Genomic DNA, 19,940 nt, shown 5'->3' on the forward strand with positions numbered 1-19,940 from the left:
CCGGCGTCATCTCCTCCGGCTTGCGGCCATGGCTCCGAGCAGAATGCAGAGGGGGACGGCTAGCCAGGCGGTGCGTTGGCGGGCGGGCCTGAGATCGAGGGTGAGGAGCATGGGTGTCTCGTCGGCGATCTGGACGGACCGGTGGAAGGTGAGGACTTTGCCGCGCTCCGGGATGGTGAGGTCGAGGGCGGCGGGAGCCGGCTCGGCGGCGAGCTGCTGGGCGACGATGCGGTTCGCGATCTCCTTGAGGGCGGAGTTTTCATCGGCGGTGTTGCCCATGAGGAATTGGTCGAACTGGTTCTGGTCGTAGTTGTAGTTGCCCTGGAGGATGGGGTTCACTTGGGCGGCCTGCTCGATCTGGGCGTTGTCCAACCTGTTTTCCAGAAGGACTTTCTGGCGGCGGCTGTTGAGGCCGAGCACCGCCTGCTGGGTCTTGAGCTCGCGGAGCTGGACGCGGGCGTCCTCTCCGGAGGCGGCATCGAGCTGGCCGGAGTTCACCGCGTTCGAAAATGCCTGGCTGGCCTTTTCCTGGTCACCGGCGGCGAGCCATGAGTTCGCACGATCCAACAGGGCCACGGCGTTCTGCGAGTCGTTCTGCTTTTTCGAGGCGGCGGACATCTCGTATTCGGAAATCCCGAAGGAGCCGTAGTTCGATTCGTCGCGCAGGTCGAAGTCTCCGTCGTGGCCGGTGAGCTGCCATGCCTCCGGGATCAGGACGCGCCAGGTGAGGTTTTCCATCGGCGCGTTGAGGACGGGGCCTTCGAGCGCGTAGCCCTTGTGTGTGGGGGTGGAATAGACGAAGCGGACGCTGGCGGGCTGCGCGGGATCCGGGGAGGGGAAGACGTAGAACAGCCATTCGTCGCCATCGCGGACGAGGGGCGCGCCCTCGTCGTTGACGAGGACGTTGAACAGTTCGGCCTTCTCCGGGAGCTTCAGGCGCAGGGTGCCTTTCGCGACAACCTGCATCTTCATCTCCAAGGCGGTGAGCGCACCGCCTTTTGGCGAGAGCAGCGTGGTCAGCGAGCCTTCGGAAACGCGCAGCTTGCGGAGATCGGCGAGTTCGTGGCGTTTGAGCACTACGGAAAGCGGAGCCTCCGCATCGGCGACGCGGAACAGCAGCAGCGGCGGTGTGTTGCCCGCGGATTGGCCGATCTGCGGCCTTACGGCGGCCCAATCGGCGCGTTGCCAGCCGCGCGGGAGGGTGGGCGCATCGATCTCCAGGCGGCCGCCGGCGTGGACGGCGGCGAAGTACGATATCTGGCGTACTTCTGGCAGGGCGATGGGCGCGATGGCTTCCGAACCGCCGCCGGAGGATGCCTTCTGGTATTCGATCTCGACCTTCGTTTCCCCGGCTATGCCGCGCTGGAAACGGATTTCGTATAGCCCTTCCTCGCCCCCGACCGGCACCAGATCCGCAACGGCCTCGCCGCTGGCGCGGACGGTTGAGGCGGAGGTTTCCGTCAGGCCGGGGATGCGGACACGGAGGGATTTCAGGGCGGCGTTCTCGATCCGGTAGCCGATCGTGGCGCGGGTCAGGGTCTGGCCTTCGCGGAGGGTGGTTTCATGGAAAACACTGGCCGTCACCCATGGGTCGAGCCGGGAGATCGCGAGGCCGAGCGACCAGTCGGATTGCAGCAGGCGGTATGCGAGGGCGCCGGGGCGTGCGGCAGCGCGGATGGAATCCTTGGTGGTGTCCGTCAGCTCGCGCGGGTCGATTTGGGAAACGTTTCTCCGCTCGACGGCGCGGACTTGGAGGCCGCGTTCCGGGACGATGGTGACGATGCCGGTCTCACGCGAGGCCTCCAGCACGGTGATGCGCGGGGCTTGCCATTTTTGCTGCGCACCAGGAGGGCGACCGGTGAGGGTGAGGTTGAAATCGAGCTGGCCGAGGGTTTTTCCGTTGAGGTGGAAGGTGATGACGCGCTTGCCATCGGTGGTGGACTCCGTCCAGTGGCTGAGGGATTGGCCGGTGGCGGTCTCGATCTCCAGCCCGGCTGGGATTTCCGCCGCGATGCGGAACACGCCGGAGCGGGTGACGTTGACGGAGAGATCCGCGGAGACGACGAGACGGTCTTCGCCAAGGGAAACGAGGGTCCATGATTCCGAGCGGAGTTCAGGCGCAACGGCGGTGACTTTCAGCTTTGCGGAGGCGGCTTCCTTGCCGTAGCGGAAGGCTTGGGAAACGATCGCTCCCTTTGGTATCGGCGAGCGAAGATCCCCGCTGCTGATCTCGGAGAGGCCTGTGGTTTCGATGGATTCCGCCTGGGCATCGCCGCCGAAGGCGAGGGCGAGGAAGCCGACCTCCCCGGAGCTGCCCTGCACACGGATGGGTGTCAGCGAGAGATCAACGGGCAATGTTTCCGTGCCCATCTGGGTGTGCACGGTGAGGCCGAAGGCGCTTTCCTGCGCCGGCTCGATGGGGATGCGGAGCTGTTTTTTCTCCGGATCGAAACGCCATGCACCGGCCGGTCCCTCGGTGATTTCGGAGACGGTGAAGCCGTCCGGGATATCCATCAGGAGCTCGGAAACACGGCCTTGTGTGGGGCGGATGGCAATGCTGTGGATCGCGTTGACGACGCCGGGGCCGGGGAGGAAAAGGTTGGAGACGTCGGCGAAGAATTCGGTCTTCTCCGAGGAGATGTCGCGCTGCGCCGGGCGGGCGGTGATTGTTGCTGGATCGGTGGGGCCGAGGATGAGGACGGCTCCGCTTTCGGTGGCGGCGAGGTTTTCCGGCTCGGTGATACGCGCGGCCTGCGGAGACTGGAATTCCCAGCCGCCCTGATCCCAGCGGAGGGTGATTTCCCGCATTGCGGCGGGGCCGGAGGGGACGGTGAAACCCTGCGCGGGGGAGGCGAGCGGCATCTCGAAAGTGGCCTTGGCGGTGAAGCGGCCGGTGGCCTCCGCCGTGATGAAATAGGCTTCGGATTTGTCGAGGGGGGATTTGGAAACCTTCAGGCCATCGCCTTCGAAACCGGTGAGGGTGGCGGGCGGACGGAGGAGAAGGAAACGGTCGCCCGCATCGGCGCGGAGGGTGATTTCGATGGTGCCGTGGAGGCGGTTTTCCTTGATGGCCCAGTCGTGGATCATGGACTCGGCGGGTTTTTCGGCGGCGGGGAGCGATGAGCAGAGGGCGAAGAGCAGGAGGAGGGTGGCGGTGACGGCGGGGGCTTTCGGGCGGCGCATGTTGCGGATGGAGCGGGCGATTTTCGGCAGGCACCAGATGGCGGCGATGACGGCGAGGAGGGCTAGGAAAATGGGAGCGCCGTTGCGGATGGAAAGGAAGGACGCGCCGACGAGGGCGAGGCCGAGGGGTTTCATGAAGGGCTTCCCGGTGATGAAGCCGGCGACGGTCAGGCCGGTGCCGAGGAGGAAAAGCAGGGCGACGTTCCAACCGGTGCGGGCTCGCCATGGGGCGTAGTTTCCGATTTCTATGACGACGTGCTCGCCTGCGGCGACGACGGGAGCCGCATATTCCAAGGTGGCGGGTGGCGGGGTGGAGGTTTTCGCGGCGTTGAGGGCGAGGAGTCCGGAGAGAGCGATGAAAACCAGGCCGCAGACGAGGGCTACGAAACGGGCGTTTGTGCCGGTGTCGCCGGATCCGAAGGCCAGGGCGATGGATCCTAACAGAAGGAGGATGGCAATTGCGGCAGGGTGCTTGGCCAGATATTGCCAACCGGTGGCGGCTTGTGGCGACCGGAGATCGCCGCTACGTGGGACGAGGGTGCGGTTTTCATCGCCTGTGACAGTCCACTCGCCGATGACGATGGGCGCTTCCAGGGTGGGGGCGATTAGGACGGGGTGGGACGGATCTTCGGATTTCGCGCCGTAGCGGAGGGTGATTTCCGATGCCTGGCTATCGCTGGCTGTTAGGGGGATGAGGGTGATTTTCCCGTCCTTGCGGGCGTTGACAGGCTCGCCGTTGACACGGGCTTCCCAGAGGGCGGTGCCTTCCGGGAGGACGGCGCGGAGGGCGGCGCGACCTTTTGATTTCACGAAGAATCGGGCGTCGGTGACCCATTGGCCATCGCGGGAAACCTGGGTGGAGAGTTTCAGGAAATCGACCACCTGCTCGACGGTTTCGCCCTGCTCATACCAATCGACATTTGTGGTGATGGAGAAATCGCGGGCGGTGTATTGCCAGGCGGCGAGGGTTGGCGCGGTGGAAAGCAGGCGGAACTCTGCTGGCAGCTCGCTGGGATCGATGGCGAGCAGCGGGCCATCTGCGGAGGCGGTGTTGAACTTCACCTGCAACGGACTGACGATCTGGACGTAGCCGCGCTCCGCCTGGACATCGAGCGGGCGGATCTCGCCGGGCGAGAGGGCGCCGCCGCTGGCGCTCATGGGTTGCTCGAAGGTGAGGAGCAGGGTGCCTGCGCCGATGATGGGGCGGGACAGCGGGACGATCACCGTATCGCCCTCGCGCCGCCAATCGCGGCCGACGTTCTGGCCGGTGACGTCGATGTTGCCGACGGCGGCAGGGACGGAAATTTTCCACTCGTTGGCGGGTGCGCCGACGACAAAATAGTTGATGAGCACGCTGCCGTATGCGGCTCCGGCTTTCAGGGAATAGAGGTGGAAAACATCGGCCTGGATGGATTGGCCGAGCGCCTCGACGGTGAGTGGGATCTGCCATTTCGTTTCGCGCAGGCGGAAGGCTTGCTGGAGGTTCGCGGTCTTCCGGGGGAAGAAGGTGACGGGCACTTCCGCGACACCCTCCGTTTTCCCGGCAACGAGGCGGTAACCTGGTGTGGAGACCGCGCCGATATAGCCGCGATGAGATTTCGCGCCGGGGAAGGCGAGCGGCTGGAGAGCCCACGCTTCGGCCTTCGCGGCCTCGTTTTTCTCAAGCCGGATCTCGACAAGTTGGCGGTTCATCACGGGTTTCTTGAAAATGATTTTCAAGCGGCGCAGTCCGTCCTTGGCCTCGGAGGCGAGGGCGTAATCGGCCACTTCCGCGCCAGTGACGGAGGCGACGGCGTGGTCTGCGGGCACATCGAATTCCCACTCGCGCACGGGTGCCTCGCGTATGTCCAGCTCAAGGCCGGCGATGATGCGGCGGTCGGTTTCCGCAAGCTCATAGACCGTGACCTCGGTGACGCCGATCTCCGGCAGGATCTGGTCTGCCTGGAGTTGGAAAGAGTGCGCGGCGGAGGGGAAACGGAACACGAAAACCTGGCGCAACGTATCGTCCTTTCCGCCGGGGAACTGGTCTGGCGCAAGCTGGATCAGGCCTTTCGCATCCGCGACCTCGATGCGGACGGCACCGTCGTTCGCGACGCGGACGAAGCCGCTGTGGCGCAAGGTGCCGACGGGGGAAATGCGGAGAGGCTCCATTTTCACGGGGAATGCACCGAGGGCGGCGCGCGCCTCGATGATGATGCGCTCCGAGTTCTCGATGGGGCGGGAGAGCTTGAGATCGAGCGAGCGCTTGCCAGCGTTTTCGGAAACGGTCCAAGCGAGGACGGACTCGCCATTGACCGCGAGGATTTCACCCGGGCCATCGAGGGTGAGGGAAAGCGAAGGAAGCTTCCCCTGAAGGACGCGGAGATCGAGCGCGGTGAACTGCCGCATCAGCCCGGAGCCGATCCTGATGTCGGTGGTGGCGGTGGAAGAGAAAAACAGGGTGCCGTCGGCGGTGGAATTGGATTTCTTGAAGGCAAGGGAGGCTTGGCCGTTGGCGGGTAGGAAGCCTCTGTATGCGGCGGCGTTTTGCTGCGGGACAATGGCGAGATCGCGGTTGAAGGAAACGCCCTCGGGCAGGCCTTCAAGAGTGACCGGGACGACGACCCCGGCGGGAAGCCTGAAATCGAGCGCGAACCAATCACCCTTGCGGACGAGCGGGACGACGAACTCGATGGAAACCGGGAACTCGCCGGGGGAATCGGCGATGAGCTCGTAACCGTTCGATTCCGTTAGGGCGATGTGATGGGTGGCGGCGGAGGGCGGGGTGGTAAGCGCGGCGTCCCCGGAAAGCAGATCTGCGGAAGAGCCGGAAGCCTCGGCGCGGGCGGTGGCTGTGAGGATGAAGGTGATGCTTTCCGAATCGGCGGAAAGTTTTCCTGTTAGAGATGAGCCCAATAGCTCAAGGCCTTTCGAGGCGGTGCCTGCGGGGCTGACGGAGAAGCCGAGAGTGGCGGTGGTGGTGGAGATGAATTTGCGGGTGGTGCCGGATTCCAGCGGGGCAAGGCCGGTGGCATCGGTGATGCGGAGGTCGGTGCCGGGGGCGGGATCCAGCGATACGTTCAGGGAGAAGCCGGTGGCCGGGCCGGGGCCGGGGAGGAGGAGGGAGCTGGGGCCGTTCTTTGGCTCGGATACCGTGTTCGCGCGGACGGTGAATGTTTTCAGGGTGGCTCCGGCATCGGCAGGGAGTATGGGGCGGATGTCGAGGAAACGGGAACCGTCCTTGGCGGAGCGGACGGACCAATCGAGGAGGTTCTCGCCGGTGACGGAAACGACATCGCCCTGGCCTGTTAGGGAAAGCGATAGGGTTTCGGGTTTCCCCTGGATGATCGTGAAGGTGATGTCCTGATCCGAAGTGACACGCTCCAAGGTCGCGCGGGCGGTGACGGCGGCGGCAGCGGAGTAAAACAGCGGCGGAGGTGTCACCGGTTTCTCGGGAACAAGGACGATGCGCTCCTGCGCGAAAAGGCAGGTGGCGAGGGCGAGGAGGAGGGCGGTGGTTTTCATAGAGAAATGATCAATGAGCGGTGCAAGAGTTGGCGATAAGGAGCGCTGCCTTTAGGCGGCGTGTGTTTTGGTGACTCGCCGCCTAAAGGCAGCGCTCCATTTGTGGGCTTTTCTGGATCGGAGGTGGGTAAAGGCCGTGTAAATTATTTCAGTGCGTTGACGAGGTTGAGCATCTGCTGGGCCTTGGCGTCGTTGGCGTAGGCCTGCTTGAGTTGGGCGATGGTTTCCGAGAAGTCGCGGAAGTTGATCGCATCCGCCAAGGGGCCGGGCTGGAGTTTCTGGGCTGCGAGGAGAGAGAGGACGGCGAGCTGCATGGGCGGGGCGACCTTGTCGATGGCGAGGGCCTGGGATTCGTAGGGGATGGTCCAGGAGCGCTCGACCATCTCCCCGGTGGCGGTGTCGCGGAAGCGGACGAAAAGCTCGCCGATCTCGCCGGAGCCGTTGGGGAGCGGCTCGACCTGATAGAGGGCGGTGCCGGATTCGTCGGCGGCGAGCTCTGCGGCATCGACGGAGTCGTTGCGGAAATCCTCGGTCTTGAGGCGGTCTTTCTCGAAGCCGATGAGCTTATAGCTGCCGACGCGCTGCGCATTGAATTTCACCTGGATCTTGACGTTTTCCGCAGCGGGGCGGAAGGCTCCGGCGAGCTGTTTGGCGAGGTTCCCGGCAGTGTTTTCGCCGACGAGGTAGTAGCGGCCGTTGCCGTGGCGGGAGAGCTCGGAAAGCAGTTGGTCGTTGATGTCGTTGGTGCCGATGCCTGCGATGTCGAAGGCGAGATCCTGCTGGCGGAGGGCTTTCACGCGCTCGGCAAGGCGCTCGGGATCGGCGTTGCCGAGGTTCGCGGCGCCATCGGTGAAGAGGACGATGCGGTTCTGCGCGCCATCCTGCCTGTGGCGGAGGGCGAGGTTTTCCGCCAGATCGATGGCTTGTTCCAGGTTGGTGCCGCCTTCGCTAGCGGATTGGTTGATGATGTCGGGGAGCTTATCCGCATCATTTCCGGAAATGGAATCCGCGAGCAGGCGGGGGGTGCGGGAGAAACCGATGACGGTTACGCGGTCGTCCGGGGTGAGCAAGGTGGCGAGCTGGGAGAGCGCAGTGTCCATCGCCGCACGGCGGTCGCCGCGGGCCATGGAGCCGGATTGGTCAACCAGCAGGGTGAGGATGAGCGGCTGGGTCTCGGCGCGGCCGGTGGAGGCGGTGCGGACGGACATGCGGACGAGATTACGGCCGGGGATGACCGGATGGGCGACCTGGCCGATGGCGGCTGCTACGGGTTCTCCTGTAGATGGGGCGGGATCGTCGTAGGAAACGGCGTTGTAGAACTGCTCCGGCTTGATCGATTCCGGATCGGGGCGCTCGCCCTTCGCAACGGCGGAGCTGGCGACTTGGAACGAGGCGTCGGAGATGTTCAGGGAGAAAGTGGAAAACGGCTCCTGGGTGGCGGGGATTTCCTGGGAGAGGTCTGCGAGGTCGATGGGTTGCGGGGGGGAGAGTTTTCCGACGATAGGGATGTCGCTGAGCATGGGCACCTCATCCTCGATACCGAGGCGTGATTCGAAATCAGTGGGTGTGGCCGGTGTGACGGGGATGGCCGAATCAAAGCCGGGCAGAATCCAGTCGAAACCCAGTTCCTTGTCATTCGCCTGGGTGATTTCGGTGAACTTGGTGGTAAAATCGATCTGTTTTGGTTCGTCGGCGATCGGCGCCCCGCGATTTGCGAAGCCATCGAACTCGCTGTAGAAGCGGAAGTCGCTCCTCTCGGCTCCGGCACGATCCATCTTGAACCGGCTGTTGGAATTGGCGCTTTCTTTGGAATCGGCAACGATGCCGTCGGAAAACAAGCCACTAAAGCTTACAATCTCGCCCGGTTCAGTGGGATCGGCAAACGGATCGGCTTGCTCGTTCCCTTTGCTATTTTTCTCCGCAGGGGCGGCGAGTTCCCATGCCTTGTCCACTTGCATCAAAAGCTCGGCGCGGGTCTGATCATAGGCGGCGCGGTAGTAGTCGCTTTTCGCGGCGGAGATTTTCTCCATGCCACGGCGGGCGGCTTGGTTGTAGGGGTCGATGCGGAGGGTGTCCTCGTAGGCTTTTTTGGCGTCGTCGTATTTCCCGAGGTCGTAGTTGGCTTGCGCCATATAGAGCTTGCGGCGGACTTCATCGACTTTCTTTGTGTGCTCGTAAGTGAGTGCGGGGTTTGTCCGGATCGGGTCGTCGAGGTATCCGAGTTCAGCCTTTATCTCTTCTTGATTGCCGCCACCAGCCGCTGCCGTTTTTTCGAGGATGTCACGGGCTTCGTCGTATTTGCCGACTTTCCTCTTTTGCTGTGCTTCTGCCACGGCGGCCTTCCCGAGGTGGTCGGCATATGACTCGCGACGATCCTGCATAGCAGGGCTATCGGGCAGCTTCGCAAGTGCATCATCGAATTGCTCACTGGCTTTTCCGAAATCACCCTTCGAATAAGCTTCGCGTCCTTCGAGGAGCTGCCTGTCGGCTTCGGCAACGGATTCCTGGCGCCGAATGACCTCGCGCTGTGCCAAGGATGAAAGACCATCCTCAGGTGCTGAGAAAGGATCGGCTTCCGCTGCGGCGAAAGCATCGCCAGGGGCGTCCTGGAGGGCTTTCATTTCAGATTTCGGCTTCCCTGCCTGGGCGGTGCGGTCGGGGTTGTTCAGGATGGCATCGACGCTGTTGCGGTTGACCGCTTGGTCGCCGCTGCGGAGTCCACCGGTGACGAGTGCTGCGACTTCTTTTTCCAAAGGGATACCGGGGATCGTGGTTCCTTCTTTGGGGACGCTGAGGGCACGACTATCGGAACGAAAGCTGCGGCCTTTCATTGCCATGGATTCATCTCTCCCTCCGGCCAAGCCGCCTCCTTCTCCCCAGCCGCCGCCGAAATCTTGGCCGTCTCCGAAGTCAGCGGATGGAGCCGGAGCGGCAGCGCTCGGGACGGGAACTTGATTCCGGCTCCGTTGATTGGAGGCGACGGCATCCGCCTTGTCCTCGGCTCCGAGCAACTCGTCCCGGCTTGCGCCGCAGCCCATCCATTTTTTCTGGGGAACCTCGATGGTGTCGTTGGCCTGGAGTTCGATTTGGGCGAGTTCGGGGTTGGTGAGGTCGTAGGTCTGAGCCTTGCCGTCGCGATAGACTTTGATGCGTTTCGCGGAGCCGAACTCGGTGGCACCGCCCGCACTTTTGACGGCTTCGCCGAGGGTCATTCCTTCCTTGAAAGCGACGGAACCTGCCTCCCTGACCTGGCCGCCGATTACGACTTGTGGAGCAGCGGGTTGGGTGGCAGCGGGTGCTGGTGCCGCGAGAGGGCTGGAAGGCTTGCGTAGGGCGGCGGTCTCGGCCTTTTGAGCCGGCATGTCCTCCGAAATTTCTTCTGCGAGGAGTTTGAGCTTCAGCGTTTCGAGGCGGGCGAGATCCGATTCGAAATCCTGTTTCGCATCGGCGTAGTCCTCAGTGTCGATGCTGCGTTCGAGAGCGGCTTTCTTGGTTTCTTCTTTGGCATCGGCCACGGCTTCATTCCTGGCCATCGCTACGGATTCCTTATCGTAGGCGATGCCCTTCGTGCGGGACAAGGTGGCGAGGGTCTTGCGGCCTCCCTCGACCTTGTCCTCCTGCTGGCGGACGTCCCTTCTGAGTTGGTCGATGTTTGCCTCCGGAGCACGGGCGCTGTACTCCTTCTCCATGTAGCTTACGGTCATTGCCGATTCCTTGGTCACTTTCGGGAATACGTAGAAGCGGCTGATGATAAAGGTGACGACGAAGCAGGCAGCGATGCCGATGGCGGCGCGGAAGGAGGCGCGGCGGATACGGGATTCCTTGGCGGGCATCAGCACGGGGACTGGGCCGGAGGATGGGGTGAGTTTCCCGCGTTTCCCCGCGGGGAGTTTCCACTCCGCGCTTGATTCGTTGGAGGTGGTTTCGGCTTCCTTGAGGAGGGTGTGAAGGGTGCGTGTGCGATTGGCGAAAAGCTTGAGCTCGGGGGATTTTGCTATGAGGGCTTCGACCTCGGCGGCCTCGAAAGGGGATGCCTCGCCGAGGACGTAGGCGGTGATGCGTGCCTCAAGGTGCTCGTCGGGGAGGGGTTGGAGGTTCTCGGTCATGGGAAGAAGTGGTTAGTGCCGGGTGATCAGTGATCAGTGGAAAATTGGTTTCAGCCCTCGGCTGTTTCGATGCCGAGGTGGCGGAGGGAAGTGGCTAGTGATTTCAGGGTGTGGTGGAGTTTGTAGCCGACGTTGGAGACCGTGAGGTTGGTTTGGGCGGCGATCTCGTCGTAGCGGAGGCCGGAAAGGTATTTGAGGGAGACCAGGGTGCGGTCGGGCTCGGGGAGTTCGGCGATGAGGAGCTGGAGGGTGCCTATGGTTTCGAGTTTCCCCAGGGTCGCTTCGGGGTCGGGTTTGTCGGATTCCCACTCATTGGATGTTTCGAGTGAGGTGTTGCGTTTGTTGTCGCGGAGGTGGTTCAGGGCGAGGTTGCGGACGCAGCGGAAGAGCCAGGGGCGGGGGCTTTCGACTTCGTGCCAGTGCTCATGGAGGCGCATGAAGGCGTCCTGGACGATGTCCTCGGCGGTCTCGCGCTGGCCGGTGAGGCCGTGGGCGTAACGGAGGAGCGGAGATTCCTCGGCATCGAATACTTGGCGGAGCGTGGGTTTTTCCTCCATGGTTCTTGGTTTCTTGGAGGGTGAAAGAACCGCGATTGCTCCGTCGAGGCTACGGGCGGCGGAGCTGGAGGTGCGGGGTTCCATGGAGGTTTTTGGTCATACTTTCATCGGTTATGACACGCGAGTGACGGGAACCTTAGAGGAAATTCCATATTCCTGCGAATATTTCAGGATCGCCGTGTGATTCGTGAGGACGAAATGAAAAAAGGCTCCCCTCGACTGGGGAGCCTTTTTGAAAGGACTGGTTCCGATATCTCTCAAATTCTGCGGCGGCGGAAAAGAAGAACGGCCGTGCCTAGCAAACCTAGAATCGGGAGACTCGGTTCCGGGACGACATGGACGCCGCTTGTACCGGATGTCATGCTGAATTTGGTTGTGGAGGAATACCAGCCACCCACAAAGATTCCATTGCTGAGCGAGGAAGTCTCGAAGTTTTTGGTCGGATCGCCGGTCGTGAGCCAGTAACCCGTGAAGAAGCCTCCGCCTTTGAAATCGCTGCCGCCGTTGATAAGCGCTCCCGTGCCGTTGTCTTCCCGGGGGCCTTGCGGATACGGAGAGGATGGATTGCTACCGCCGCCGGAGGCATTGATATCGCCTGCGACATGGATGAAATTCGATGCAGTGAGGCCGCCGAGGGGGACGAATCCACCGCCGCTCTGGAATTTCACTTGGCCGTTGTAGCCATTGGTGAGGTTCAAGTCGTCATCCCAGCGGAAAATGAAGGTATCATTCGCGTCTCCGGTGATATTGATTTTGGAGGAAACGCTGAAGCCCTGGTTGATATTGACGACGATGGTGTCGGCCGTTCCATTCTGGAAATTCAAGCCGTTGAGCGAAGCCGCGCTTCTGTTTGCGAAGCCCGATGTTGTGGCGAGGGAATTGATATTGCTGAAAGCGTTGGTGAGATCCGATCTAAGGCCGCTGATGAGAGAATTATTCCCGGAGCCGGTGCTTGCGGATGCTTGGCCGGAGTTGGAGGAGACGATGCCACCCCAAGCCCCAAGAGTAGGTGCGTTGGTGGTGATTTTCCCGGAATACGGGACACTGCCCGATGTGCGCAGCTTCGCCGTGCTGCTTACCGCGACATCACCGATGAAGCCTTTGGTTGCGCCTTGCCAGTTGGCGTCGGTCTTGCCGTCGGTGAAGACGAAGAGATAATCGGTTAGATTGCCGAGGCCAGCGAAGTTCTGGGCGGAGACGGAATTGATTGATGCTGCCGCAGCGATGATGGTTGCAAGCAGGGAGGTGCCGAGACGTGGGCGACACGCAGCCGGAACGGCCGATGATTTCATGTTCATGGGGGGGTGTTGGGGGATATGCCGAAAGCCGACTATGCCGACTTCCTAGCGAGGGGGGGGTGTGGGGGGTGGGGGGGTGGCGATATGCTTGAAAAACAAATCTCCAAGCGAATCAAGGTCTGCCGTGAGAATTTTTTCAAGAAGAAATTCTTACTTAGGACTGCTTAAAAGTAACATGTTTCTGACCTCTTTGCATTACGCAATCGCGTAGGTGCAGAGATTTTTTCTGCGAGCCGGGAGACGCAGAGCCTTGCTTGTGCGATGGGGTGGACTCCTCGAATATCGGATTAATCCCTGATTCACGGGTGGGTGAAATGGAAAAGCCCGCGGGTTAGCGCGGGCTTCCTGAACAAGCAGCTGGACGCCGATACTTCGGCCTGCCCTGAACGGGGCTGCTATCTATGCTAGAAATGCCAGATCAGGCCGGTGGTGAGGCCGTGGTCGAAGTCTTTCGGTGTTGAGATGGGGAATTGGTAGCCGAGGCGGATGTCCATTTCAGGAGATACACCGTAGCTGATGCCGATGAGCCCTTCGGTCTCGAAATCACCCTTGTCGTCGCCGTTGATGGGGGTGGAGCCAGTGATTTCCAGGTGGAGGTTGATGAGGCCGGCGACGCTGGGGTGATCGTGGCGGTGATCGTGGCCGTGGTGGTCATGTGAGGAGGAGAGATCGGGTTTTTCGCCGAAGGATTTCACGAGGCCGAATCCGAACTCCAGCTCCGTCTCATTGGAATCGAAGCCGTGGGCGATGGCGATGTTCGTGTTCAGCGTGAACCAGTTCCCGAGATCGTTCCACATGGCGATGCCGGGGGCGATGGAAGTTTCCCCGCCGAAGGCCGACGAGCCGGTGGGCAGGCCGAGCTCGATCTGTGTGGTGAGCATGAAACGGTCAGTTACGATGAGCATGGCACGCGGGACGATGGCCAGATCCCCGACGCCGGAAGCAGAGCCGACGCCCTCCTCGTCCTCCCAGATGTAGGGGACTTCCACGATGACGCCGAGGCGCTTGGTGAAAGCCCATTCCATTTCGAGTTCAGTCTCGTGCTCGGTGACTCCGCCGCCCTCGCGCCATGAGTGATCGAGGAAAAAATCGCGTCCTGTGAAGGCCGGCTCCACGCCAAAGGAGTGGATAATAGGCGTGCCGATGGGGCTGTAATGGATGTGCTCGAAGGGAGCGAGGAAGTCCCCTTCCAAGGCATGGAGCGGGGACGAAAGGGCGAGGACGGATACGGCGATGGGGCAGGTGATTGATTTCATGCGCGGGCTTGGTTAACGCAACAAAATCGCGGTAGCAAGCGATTAATGCGAAAAATTTGCATTAGCGAACGCCTGCAGCCGAACCAGCCCTACCCTTGAGAGATGGCTTGCGTCACGCCGGTATCATTCACCGATGAAAAATCACAGATCCCGGGAAGTTGCCGGGCTTTGCCCCGGTATCCTTTGCGGAGCGTGTAGCTGCAGCCATCCATCTCTTCCCTTGGAGTTTAAAATTTAGCCTTTAGAGTTTCCCCCAAGCATGACCTTCCTGACCCCCTTCCTCCTCTGGTTCCTGGCTGCGGCCGCAGTGCCGGTGATCATCCACCTGCTCAACAAGCGCCGCCACAAGACGGTGCAGTGGGCGGCGATGCAGTTCCTGCTCAAGGCCACGCGCGAGTCGCGGGGGAAGAAGAAACTCCGCCACATCCTCATCCTCACCTGCCGTGCGCTGGGCATCGCCGCGCTGGCCTTCGCAGCGGCGCGGCCTGTCATGTCCGGGCTGCTGGGATGGGGTGCGGGCACGATTGATACGGTGGTTCTAGTACTTGACCGGAGCTCCTCCATGGAGCTGCGCTCCGGCGATGGCCAGGCCGCGAAGCGCGACCTCGTGCTCCAGAAAGTCCGCGATGCGATGGCGAACCTTGGCAACCCGCGCCTGGTCCTCATCGACAGCGCCAGCGGGAAAGCGCAGGAAATCCCCTCCCCCGATGTCCTGCCGGAAATTTCCTCCACTGCCGCCACCGATTCCGGGGCGGACTTTCCCGCGCTGATGGGCAAGGCGGCGGAATACCTGTCCTCCGCCACCGGTCGCTCGGAAATCTGGCTGGCCTCGGATCTCCAGGAATCCAACTGGCGCCCGGAGGACGAGCGCTGGACAGCCGTCCGCGCCAGTATCGCCGCGCTCCCGCAGAAGCCCGCGATCCGCGTCCTCTCACTCACCGGGGAATCCGCCCCGAACGTATCCCTCAGGCTCCTCGGCACCCGCCGCAGCCCGGAGGGGCTGACGCTGGATCTGGAGATGATCCGCTCCGAGGAAAGCCGTGGCACGCTCAACCTCCCGCTCACCGTCAGCACCAACGGCGCAAGCACCAGCGAGTCCGTCAGCCTGCCCGGCCAATCGCTCCGCTTCCAGCGGCAGATCAAGATCAAGGATGAGGAGGAATCGGGTCACGGTTGGCTCGGCCTGCCTGCGGACGGCAACCCGCGCGACAACTCCGCTTTCTTCGCATACGGCCCGGCGCGAGCGGTGAAATCGCTCATCGTGGCGGATGCGGGCGAGGCGGCGGGCTACCTTGCGCTTGCCGCAGCCCCGCCCGGCTTTGAGAAACAGGCGGCTGAAACCATCTCCCCAGCTGCCTTTGCGACCGCATCCACCTCAGACATCGCCATGATCCTGTGGGCGGCACCGCTACCCACCGGGGAAAACGCGAAGGTGCTCGCCACTTTCCTTGCCAACGGGGGGCAACTCGTCTTCCTGCCCTCCCCCACCCCGTCCAGCGGCGATTTCATGGGCATGAAATGGGGCGAGGTCACCTCCGCCGCCGCCGGGAAATTCTTCATCCTCTCGGACTGGAACAGATCCGACGGCCCGCTGCGCGATGGGCTGGGCGGCACGCCGATCCCGGCGGAGCGGCTGCGCGGGATCAAGCGTGCGGTGCCGGAGGGCGATGCCGCCGTCCTTGCCCGCTGGGAGGATGGCGAGGCTTTCCTGAGCCGGAAAATCGTGGATCGCGGCACCCTCTGGTTCCTCGGCTCCATCCCGGACTACACCTGGTCAAACCTCGGCGATGCGGATGTCCTCCTCCCCGCCATGCAGCGCATCCTTGCGCTCGGGGCGGATCGTTTTGACTCATCCTACCTGGCGGATGTCGGATCGGATGCCGCGCAGACACTGGCGGGGGAAGTCCGCAGCCGCGCCGATGATTTCTCCACGGAAAGCTCCCCGGAAACGGCAGGCGTTTTCCGCCTCGGCGAGCGCCTCCTGGCAGTGAACCGCCCGGCAGCGGAGGACGACCTGGCCATCGCCACGAAGGACAGCCTCGACTCCATGCTGGAAGGCACCGGCTACAGCCTGTTAGACCAGGTGGGCAACAGCGCTGACCCATCGCTCTCCACGGACATGTGGCGCGCCTTCCTCCTCGCGGTCCTGTTTTTCCTCATCAGCGAGGCGCTGCTCTGCCTGCCGAAAAAGCAGAAGGAAGAGCCGGTCGCGAAACGGAATTTCCAGCCGGCGAACTAGGCCTCATTCGATCCCGTGCTGCGTCTTGAAGGCTTCGCGGGCTTGCCGGTCTGCCGGGGTTTCCTGCGGCATGTTCCGGTAGATGGCCTGCATGGATTGATCCCTATCTTCCGCCGGGAGCGTCATCGCCCATTGGGTCGCGGTCTGCGGATCGTATTTGGAAACGGCATCGACATAACCTAACACCGAGGCGTTCTTCGCCGGGCCGGCGGGTGCCGCCGCAAGCCACTCGCCTGCGGCCCGGTAGTCTTTCTGGGTCCACTGCCGCATGGTTTCCGAGACCTGTTTGTCACGGCTTTCCGCAGGTAGGTTCTCGCCCATCCAGCTTATCCATTGACCCTGCTCCCCGTTCTTCGCGCTGTTCCTGATATTCACCGCAAAGGTGGCCAACTCATCGGGCGATAGCCCGCTGCTGGCGAGCCACTTGGAACCGGATTCAAAACCCTCTTCCATCACACCTTTTGTGAGTGCCAGCATCGCCCGTTGTATGCTCCGCTGATCCGGGTTTTCCTTATCATATCCGCGCAAGAGCGAGATGAATTCGGTGCGATCGGACGGGCTTCCGATCGCTTCCGCGATTGAGGAAATCCCGTCTGAGGGATTCCCGAAATCCAAGTCACCGATCAGTGCCAGTGCGGCCTTCATATCCGTCCTTGCCGCTCCGGCGACGAGTTCCGCCTTCACCTCGTCGGTGATCAGGCCAGGGTTCTTCGCCGAATTTTCCCGCACCCATTCCAAGGCAGCCATGGGATCGCGCTCCGCCCATTTGGCGAGAGCCGAGGATACCACGTGCCTGCCCTCCGACTTCCCATCAATGAGGTCTCCGCTTTCCGAGAGCAGGCGCAGTGCTGCCTCCGGGTGATCTTTAGCAAGGGTCATGACGGAGAAGGATAGCAGGACACGGCGGATATCATCGTCCAGATCATCCGCAGCGCGGAACTCTTCGATGAGTATCCGCAGTTCGCTGGCACTGAGCGTCTGGAGCCGCTCGATGAACGCGAACATGCGCTCCTTGGCCTCGTTGTCCGGCTGCACGCTGCCTTCCTTCCACTTCTGCATTTCCTTGGCGAAGGCGATGAAATCCTGCGCTTCCTGCCGCATATCAGCATCCCCGTCCCTCCGCTGCTTCTTTGTGAACTGCAAGGTGCCTCTGTGATCTTCAGGATCAAGCACGATGATCCCCAGCGCAGCGGCCTCTGCCGAAAGCGCCGAGCGTTTCTTATGCAGGACGCTGATCTCCGACAGTTGGTTCCAGGCAGGAAGAGCGGCAACGGCGAGGATGAGCAGGGAGATGGCGATGGAAATTCTCATGGTCGGATCAATCCAGCTTTTTGAGTTCTGCGGCACGCGTTGCAGGGTCTGAAATTTTCCCGGCGATGATGCGCGCTTCCGCTGCATGATCGTAGGTGGAGGCTTTCCTGAGGAACCCGACAAGGATCTCGTCGCTGCCACCCGCCGCGTGATATCTCAGCGCGAGATCGGCAGCCTCGCCGAATTCCATTTTCGTAGCGTCCCCGTAGGAGTTCGCGCTGCCTATGCTTTCCCCGGTGACGATGTCAACAGAACCGGGGGACTGGCTGCCCAACCACTCGCGCATGGAATCGATGTCCTCGGTTTTGATTTTCGTATGATTTCCTTTCGATTGGATGCTACTGAGTGCGGCTCTGGCCGCGATGTTTTTGCGTTCCTCGGGGCTTGCCCCTATCCTATCGAGATAGGCATCGACCTTTTCCATTTCCCCGAGTTTGGCGAGCACGCTTGCCTGGCTGCCAAGCCTATCCAGCGCGTCATCCGCGGGTAGCTGCTTGCGCAGCAATTCTGCAAATGCCTTCTGATCCGATTCCTTGAGCTCCCGGTGGCCGAAGTTGTTGAAAAGCTCCTTGCGCAGATGCTCAGGCAGCGCCGCCACCCGCGCTTCCGCAGCGGAGGCATCCGTTGAGATCAGGAGCGACAAGAGCTTGCCCTCGAATTGGAGCAGCGCCTGGTTCTTCCCATCAAGCGACTTGGCCAGGAAAGTCCCCGCCACTATCTCGCGATCCAGCCAGGCGGTGGCGGCGGAAAGATCCTTTTTCGCCCAAGAACCAAGAGCCTCCGACAACTGCCAGGACATCCATCCCGTCGCTCCGGACAGCCTGCCCTTGAATCTTTCCAGGACAAGCTCCGGCTCCTTCTCCGAGAGCGGGCCAATGACCATGCCCTCAAGCTTCAGGCGCGCTCCCTCATCAAGATCCAAAGCCGCGATCTCATCCAATGCCTTGATAAGCTCCGCTGCATTCATGCCCATCAGACGCCGCTGGAGGGACATCAATTTCCTCTGATCGCCACTCTGCTCGGACTCCTTGAATGACTCCGCGATGATCTTCCAGTCGATGGGTGATCTCTCCGTATCCGGCTTTTCTGCGCGGAGCTTCGCGCCGGGATTTTCCTCCGGGCTTGCTTGCCCGCGGGCGTCCGCGATGCGCTCACTCAAGATCAGGTTTTCCGCAGAGAGCTGCTTGATCGTGACCCGCTGGTTCCCAATAAAAATGGCCGCCGCCGCCAATGCGATGGCTGGGGCGATGAAATGCCTGGGTTTCATTTCCCTGAAATATGATGGAAATGCCGGCGGGGTGTCAAACACGCCGGATCAGCCTTGTCTTTACGGCTTTAGCCAGGCGGATTTTAAGGCTTGTGCTTTTTCCAGGGCATCGTGGCCGAGGATGGTGGCGTGTCCCATTTTCCTCATGCCGATCGCGCGGCGTTTTCCGTAGAGGTGGAGGGTGGCTGCTTCCATGCGGAGGAGGGGCGTCCAGTCCGGGGGGGTGGTTTCGGCGAACCAGAAATCGCCGAGGAGGTTGAGCATGACGCAGGGGGAGACGAGTTCCGTGGAGCCGAGGGGCAGGCCGAGGGCGACGCGGAGCTGCTGCTCGAACTGGGAGCAGGCGCAGGCATCCAAGGTGTGGTGGCCGGAGTTGTGCGGGCGGGGCGCCATCTCGTTGACGACGAGGGAACCATCGTGGTTGACGAAAAACTCGACTCCGAGGATGCCGTGGTAGCCGAGGGCGGCGGCGACCCGGGAGGCGATCTCGCGGGCATTTCCGGAAGTCTCCGGGGAAATTCCTGCGGGGACGATCGACACATCGAGGATGTGATTCCGGTGGCGGTTTTCCGCGGGATCGTAGGTGCGGATCTCGCCATCGGCGGAGCGTACGACCATGACGGAGATTTCCTTTTCAAAGGGCACCCACGCCTCCAGCACGGCGCGCTCCTTGCCGAATTCCTCCCAGGCATCCGCAGGGTTTTCCGTTCCGGAAAGCTTGAGCTGACCCTTGCCATCGTATCCGAAGGCGGCGGTCTTGAGGACGCCGGGGCCATTGAGTTCCTGCATGGCGGCGGTGAGGTCTGCCAGGGTTTCCACGACCCAGAAGCGGGTGCAGGGGATGCCGTTTTCCCTCAGGAAATTTTTCTCCCGCTCGCGGTTCTGGCAGATGCCGACGGCTTCCGGGGATGGGAAGAGTGCGATTTTTTCCGCAACTCCGCGCATGGTGGCGAGGGGGATGTTCTCGAACTCGACGGTGGCGACGGTGGCCTGTGCGCAGAAATCAAGGAGCGCCTGAGCATCATCGAAGGGCTTGTCGATGACCTCGTCGGCGACCTCCACGGCGGGAGCCTCCAGGCCACCGGTCCAGACCACGGAGCGGACGCCCATGCGGCGTGCGGCGAGGGCTAACATGCGGCCGAGCTGGCCGCCGCCGATCACGCCGACGATTTGTTGTTTATCCAGGGGAAAGAAGACGGATGCTGACATGAGGAAATGG

9 protein-coding genes are annotated in these 19,940 nt (G+C 62.1%); 1 reads left to right on the plus strand and 8 read right to left on the minus strand.

Features of this window, described 5'->3' with window-relative positions; all coding sequences use genetic code 11:
- Positions 1–6 precede the first annotated feature (6 nt).
- The 5 genes from HZ994_09150 to HZ994_09170 form a co-directional block, all read right to left on the minus strand.
- Positions 7–6,687, minus strand: coding sequence for a hypothetical protein (locus tag HZ994_09150; GenBank protein ID QTN32487.1), 6,681 nt, complete (start codon positions 6,685–6,687; stop codon positions 7–9).
- Between the two features lie 143 nt (positions 6,688–6,830).
- The gene (locus HZ994_09155) at positions 6,831–10,793 is read right to left on the minus strand and encodes a von Willebrand factor type A domain-containing protein (protein QTN32488.1); all 3,963 of its coding nucleotides are present in this window, start codon (positions 10,791–10,793) and stop codon (positions 6,831–6,833) included.
- A gap of 50 nt (positions 10,794–10,843) precedes the next feature.
- Complete coding sequence (locus tag HZ994_09160; GenBank protein QTN32489.1) at positions 10,844–11,434, minus strand: sigma-70 family RNA polymerase sigma factor; 591 nt, start codon at positions 11,432–11,434, stop codon at positions 10,844–10,846.
- A gap of 173 nt (positions 11,435–11,607) precedes the next feature.
- Positions 11,608–12,642, minus strand: coding sequence for a hypothetical protein (locus HZ994_09165; GenBank protein QTN32490.1), 1,035 nt, complete (start codon positions 12,640–12,642; stop codon positions 11,608–11,610).
- A 410-nt stretch (positions 12,643–13,052) separates the two neighbouring features.
- Positions 13,053–13,904, minus strand: coding sequence for a hypothetical protein (locus HZ994_09170; GenBank protein QTN32491.1), 852 nt, complete (start codon positions 13,902–13,904; stop codon positions 13,053–13,055).
- Positions 13,905–14,163: 259 nt separating this feature from the next.
- Here HZ994_09170 and HZ994_09175 point away from each other — a divergent pair, with 259 nt between their 5' ends.
- Positions 14,164–16,143 (plus strand): BatA domain-containing protein, encoded by a 1,980-nt coding sequence (locus HZ994_09175; protein QTN32492.1) that lies wholly within the window; start codon positions 14,164–14,166, stop codon positions 16,141–16,143.
- 3 nt (positions 16,144–16,146) lie between these two features.
- Here HZ994_09175 and HZ994_09180 read toward each other — a convergent pair whose 3' ends face one another.
- The 3 genes from HZ994_09180 to HZ994_09190 are packed head-to-tail and all read right to left on the minus strand — an operon-like array spanning position 16,147 to position 19,930.
- On the minus strand, positions 16,147–17,454 hold the full coding sequence (locus tag HZ994_09180) for a hypothetical protein (protein QTN32493.1): 1,308 nt from the start codon (positions 17,452–17,454) through the stop codon (positions 16,147–16,149).
- 7 nt (positions 17,455–17,461) lie between these two features.
- Complete coding sequence (locus HZ994_09185) at positions 17,462–18,721, minus strand: hypothetical protein (GenBank protein QTN32494.1); 1,260 nt, start codon at positions 18,719–18,721, stop codon at positions 17,462–17,464.
- A gap of 60 nt (positions 18,722–18,781) precedes the next feature.
- Positions 18,782–19,930 (minus strand): 5-(carboxyamino)imidazole ribonucleotide synthase, encoded by a 1,149-nt coding sequence (locus HZ994_09190; protein ID QTN32495.1) that lies wholly within the window; start codon positions 19,928–19,930, stop codon positions 18,782–18,784.
- Positions 19,931–19,940: the final 10 nt, after the last annotated feature.

This window comes from Akkermansiaceae bacterium (genome assembly GCA_017798145.1).
Classification (GTDB): Bacteria; Verrucomicrobiota; Verrucomicrobiia; order Verrucomicrobiales; family Akkermansiaceae; genus Luteolibacter.

What these genes read in the sequence shown, in the direction of transcription:
- HZ994_09150 (QTN32487.1), bottom strand. Translation starts at nt 6,687, where the DNA reads ATGAAAACCACCGCCCTCCTCCTCGCCCTCGCCACCTGCCTTTTCGCG.
- HZ994_09155 (QTN32488.1), bottom strand. Translation starts at nt 10,793, where the DNA reads ATGACCGAGAACCTCCAACCCCTCCCCGACGAGCACCTTGAGGCACGC.
- HZ994_09160 (QTN32489.1), bottom strand. Translation starts at nt 11,434, where the DNA reads ATGGAACCCCGCACCTCCAGCTCCGCCGCCCGTAGCCTCGACGGAGCA.
- HZ994_09165 (QTN32490.1), bottom strand. Translation starts at nt 12,642, where the DNA reads ATGAAATCATCGGCCGTTCCGGCTGCGTGTCGCCCACGTCTCGGCACC.
- HZ994_09170 (QTN32491.1), bottom strand. Translation starts at nt 13,904, where the DNA reads ATGAAATCAATCACCTGCCCCATCGCCGTATCCGTCCTCGCCCTTTCG.
- HZ994_09175 (QTN32492.1), top strand. Translation starts at nt 14,164, where the DNA reads ATGACCTTCCTGACCCCCTTCCTCCTCTGGTTCCTGGCTGCGGCCGCA.
- HZ994_09180 (QTN32493.1), bottom strand. Translation starts at nt 17,454, where the DNA reads ATGAGAATTTCCATCGCCATCTCCCTGCTCATCCTCGCCGTTGCCGCT.
- HZ994_09185 (QTN32494.1), bottom strand. Translation starts at nt 18,721, where the DNA reads ATGAAACCCAGGCATTTCATCGCCCCAGCCATCGCATTGGCGGCGGCG.
- HZ994_09190 (QTN32495.1), bottom strand. Translation starts at nt 19,930, where the DNA reads ATGTCAGCATCCGTCTTCTTTCCCCTGGATAAACAACAAATCGTCGGC.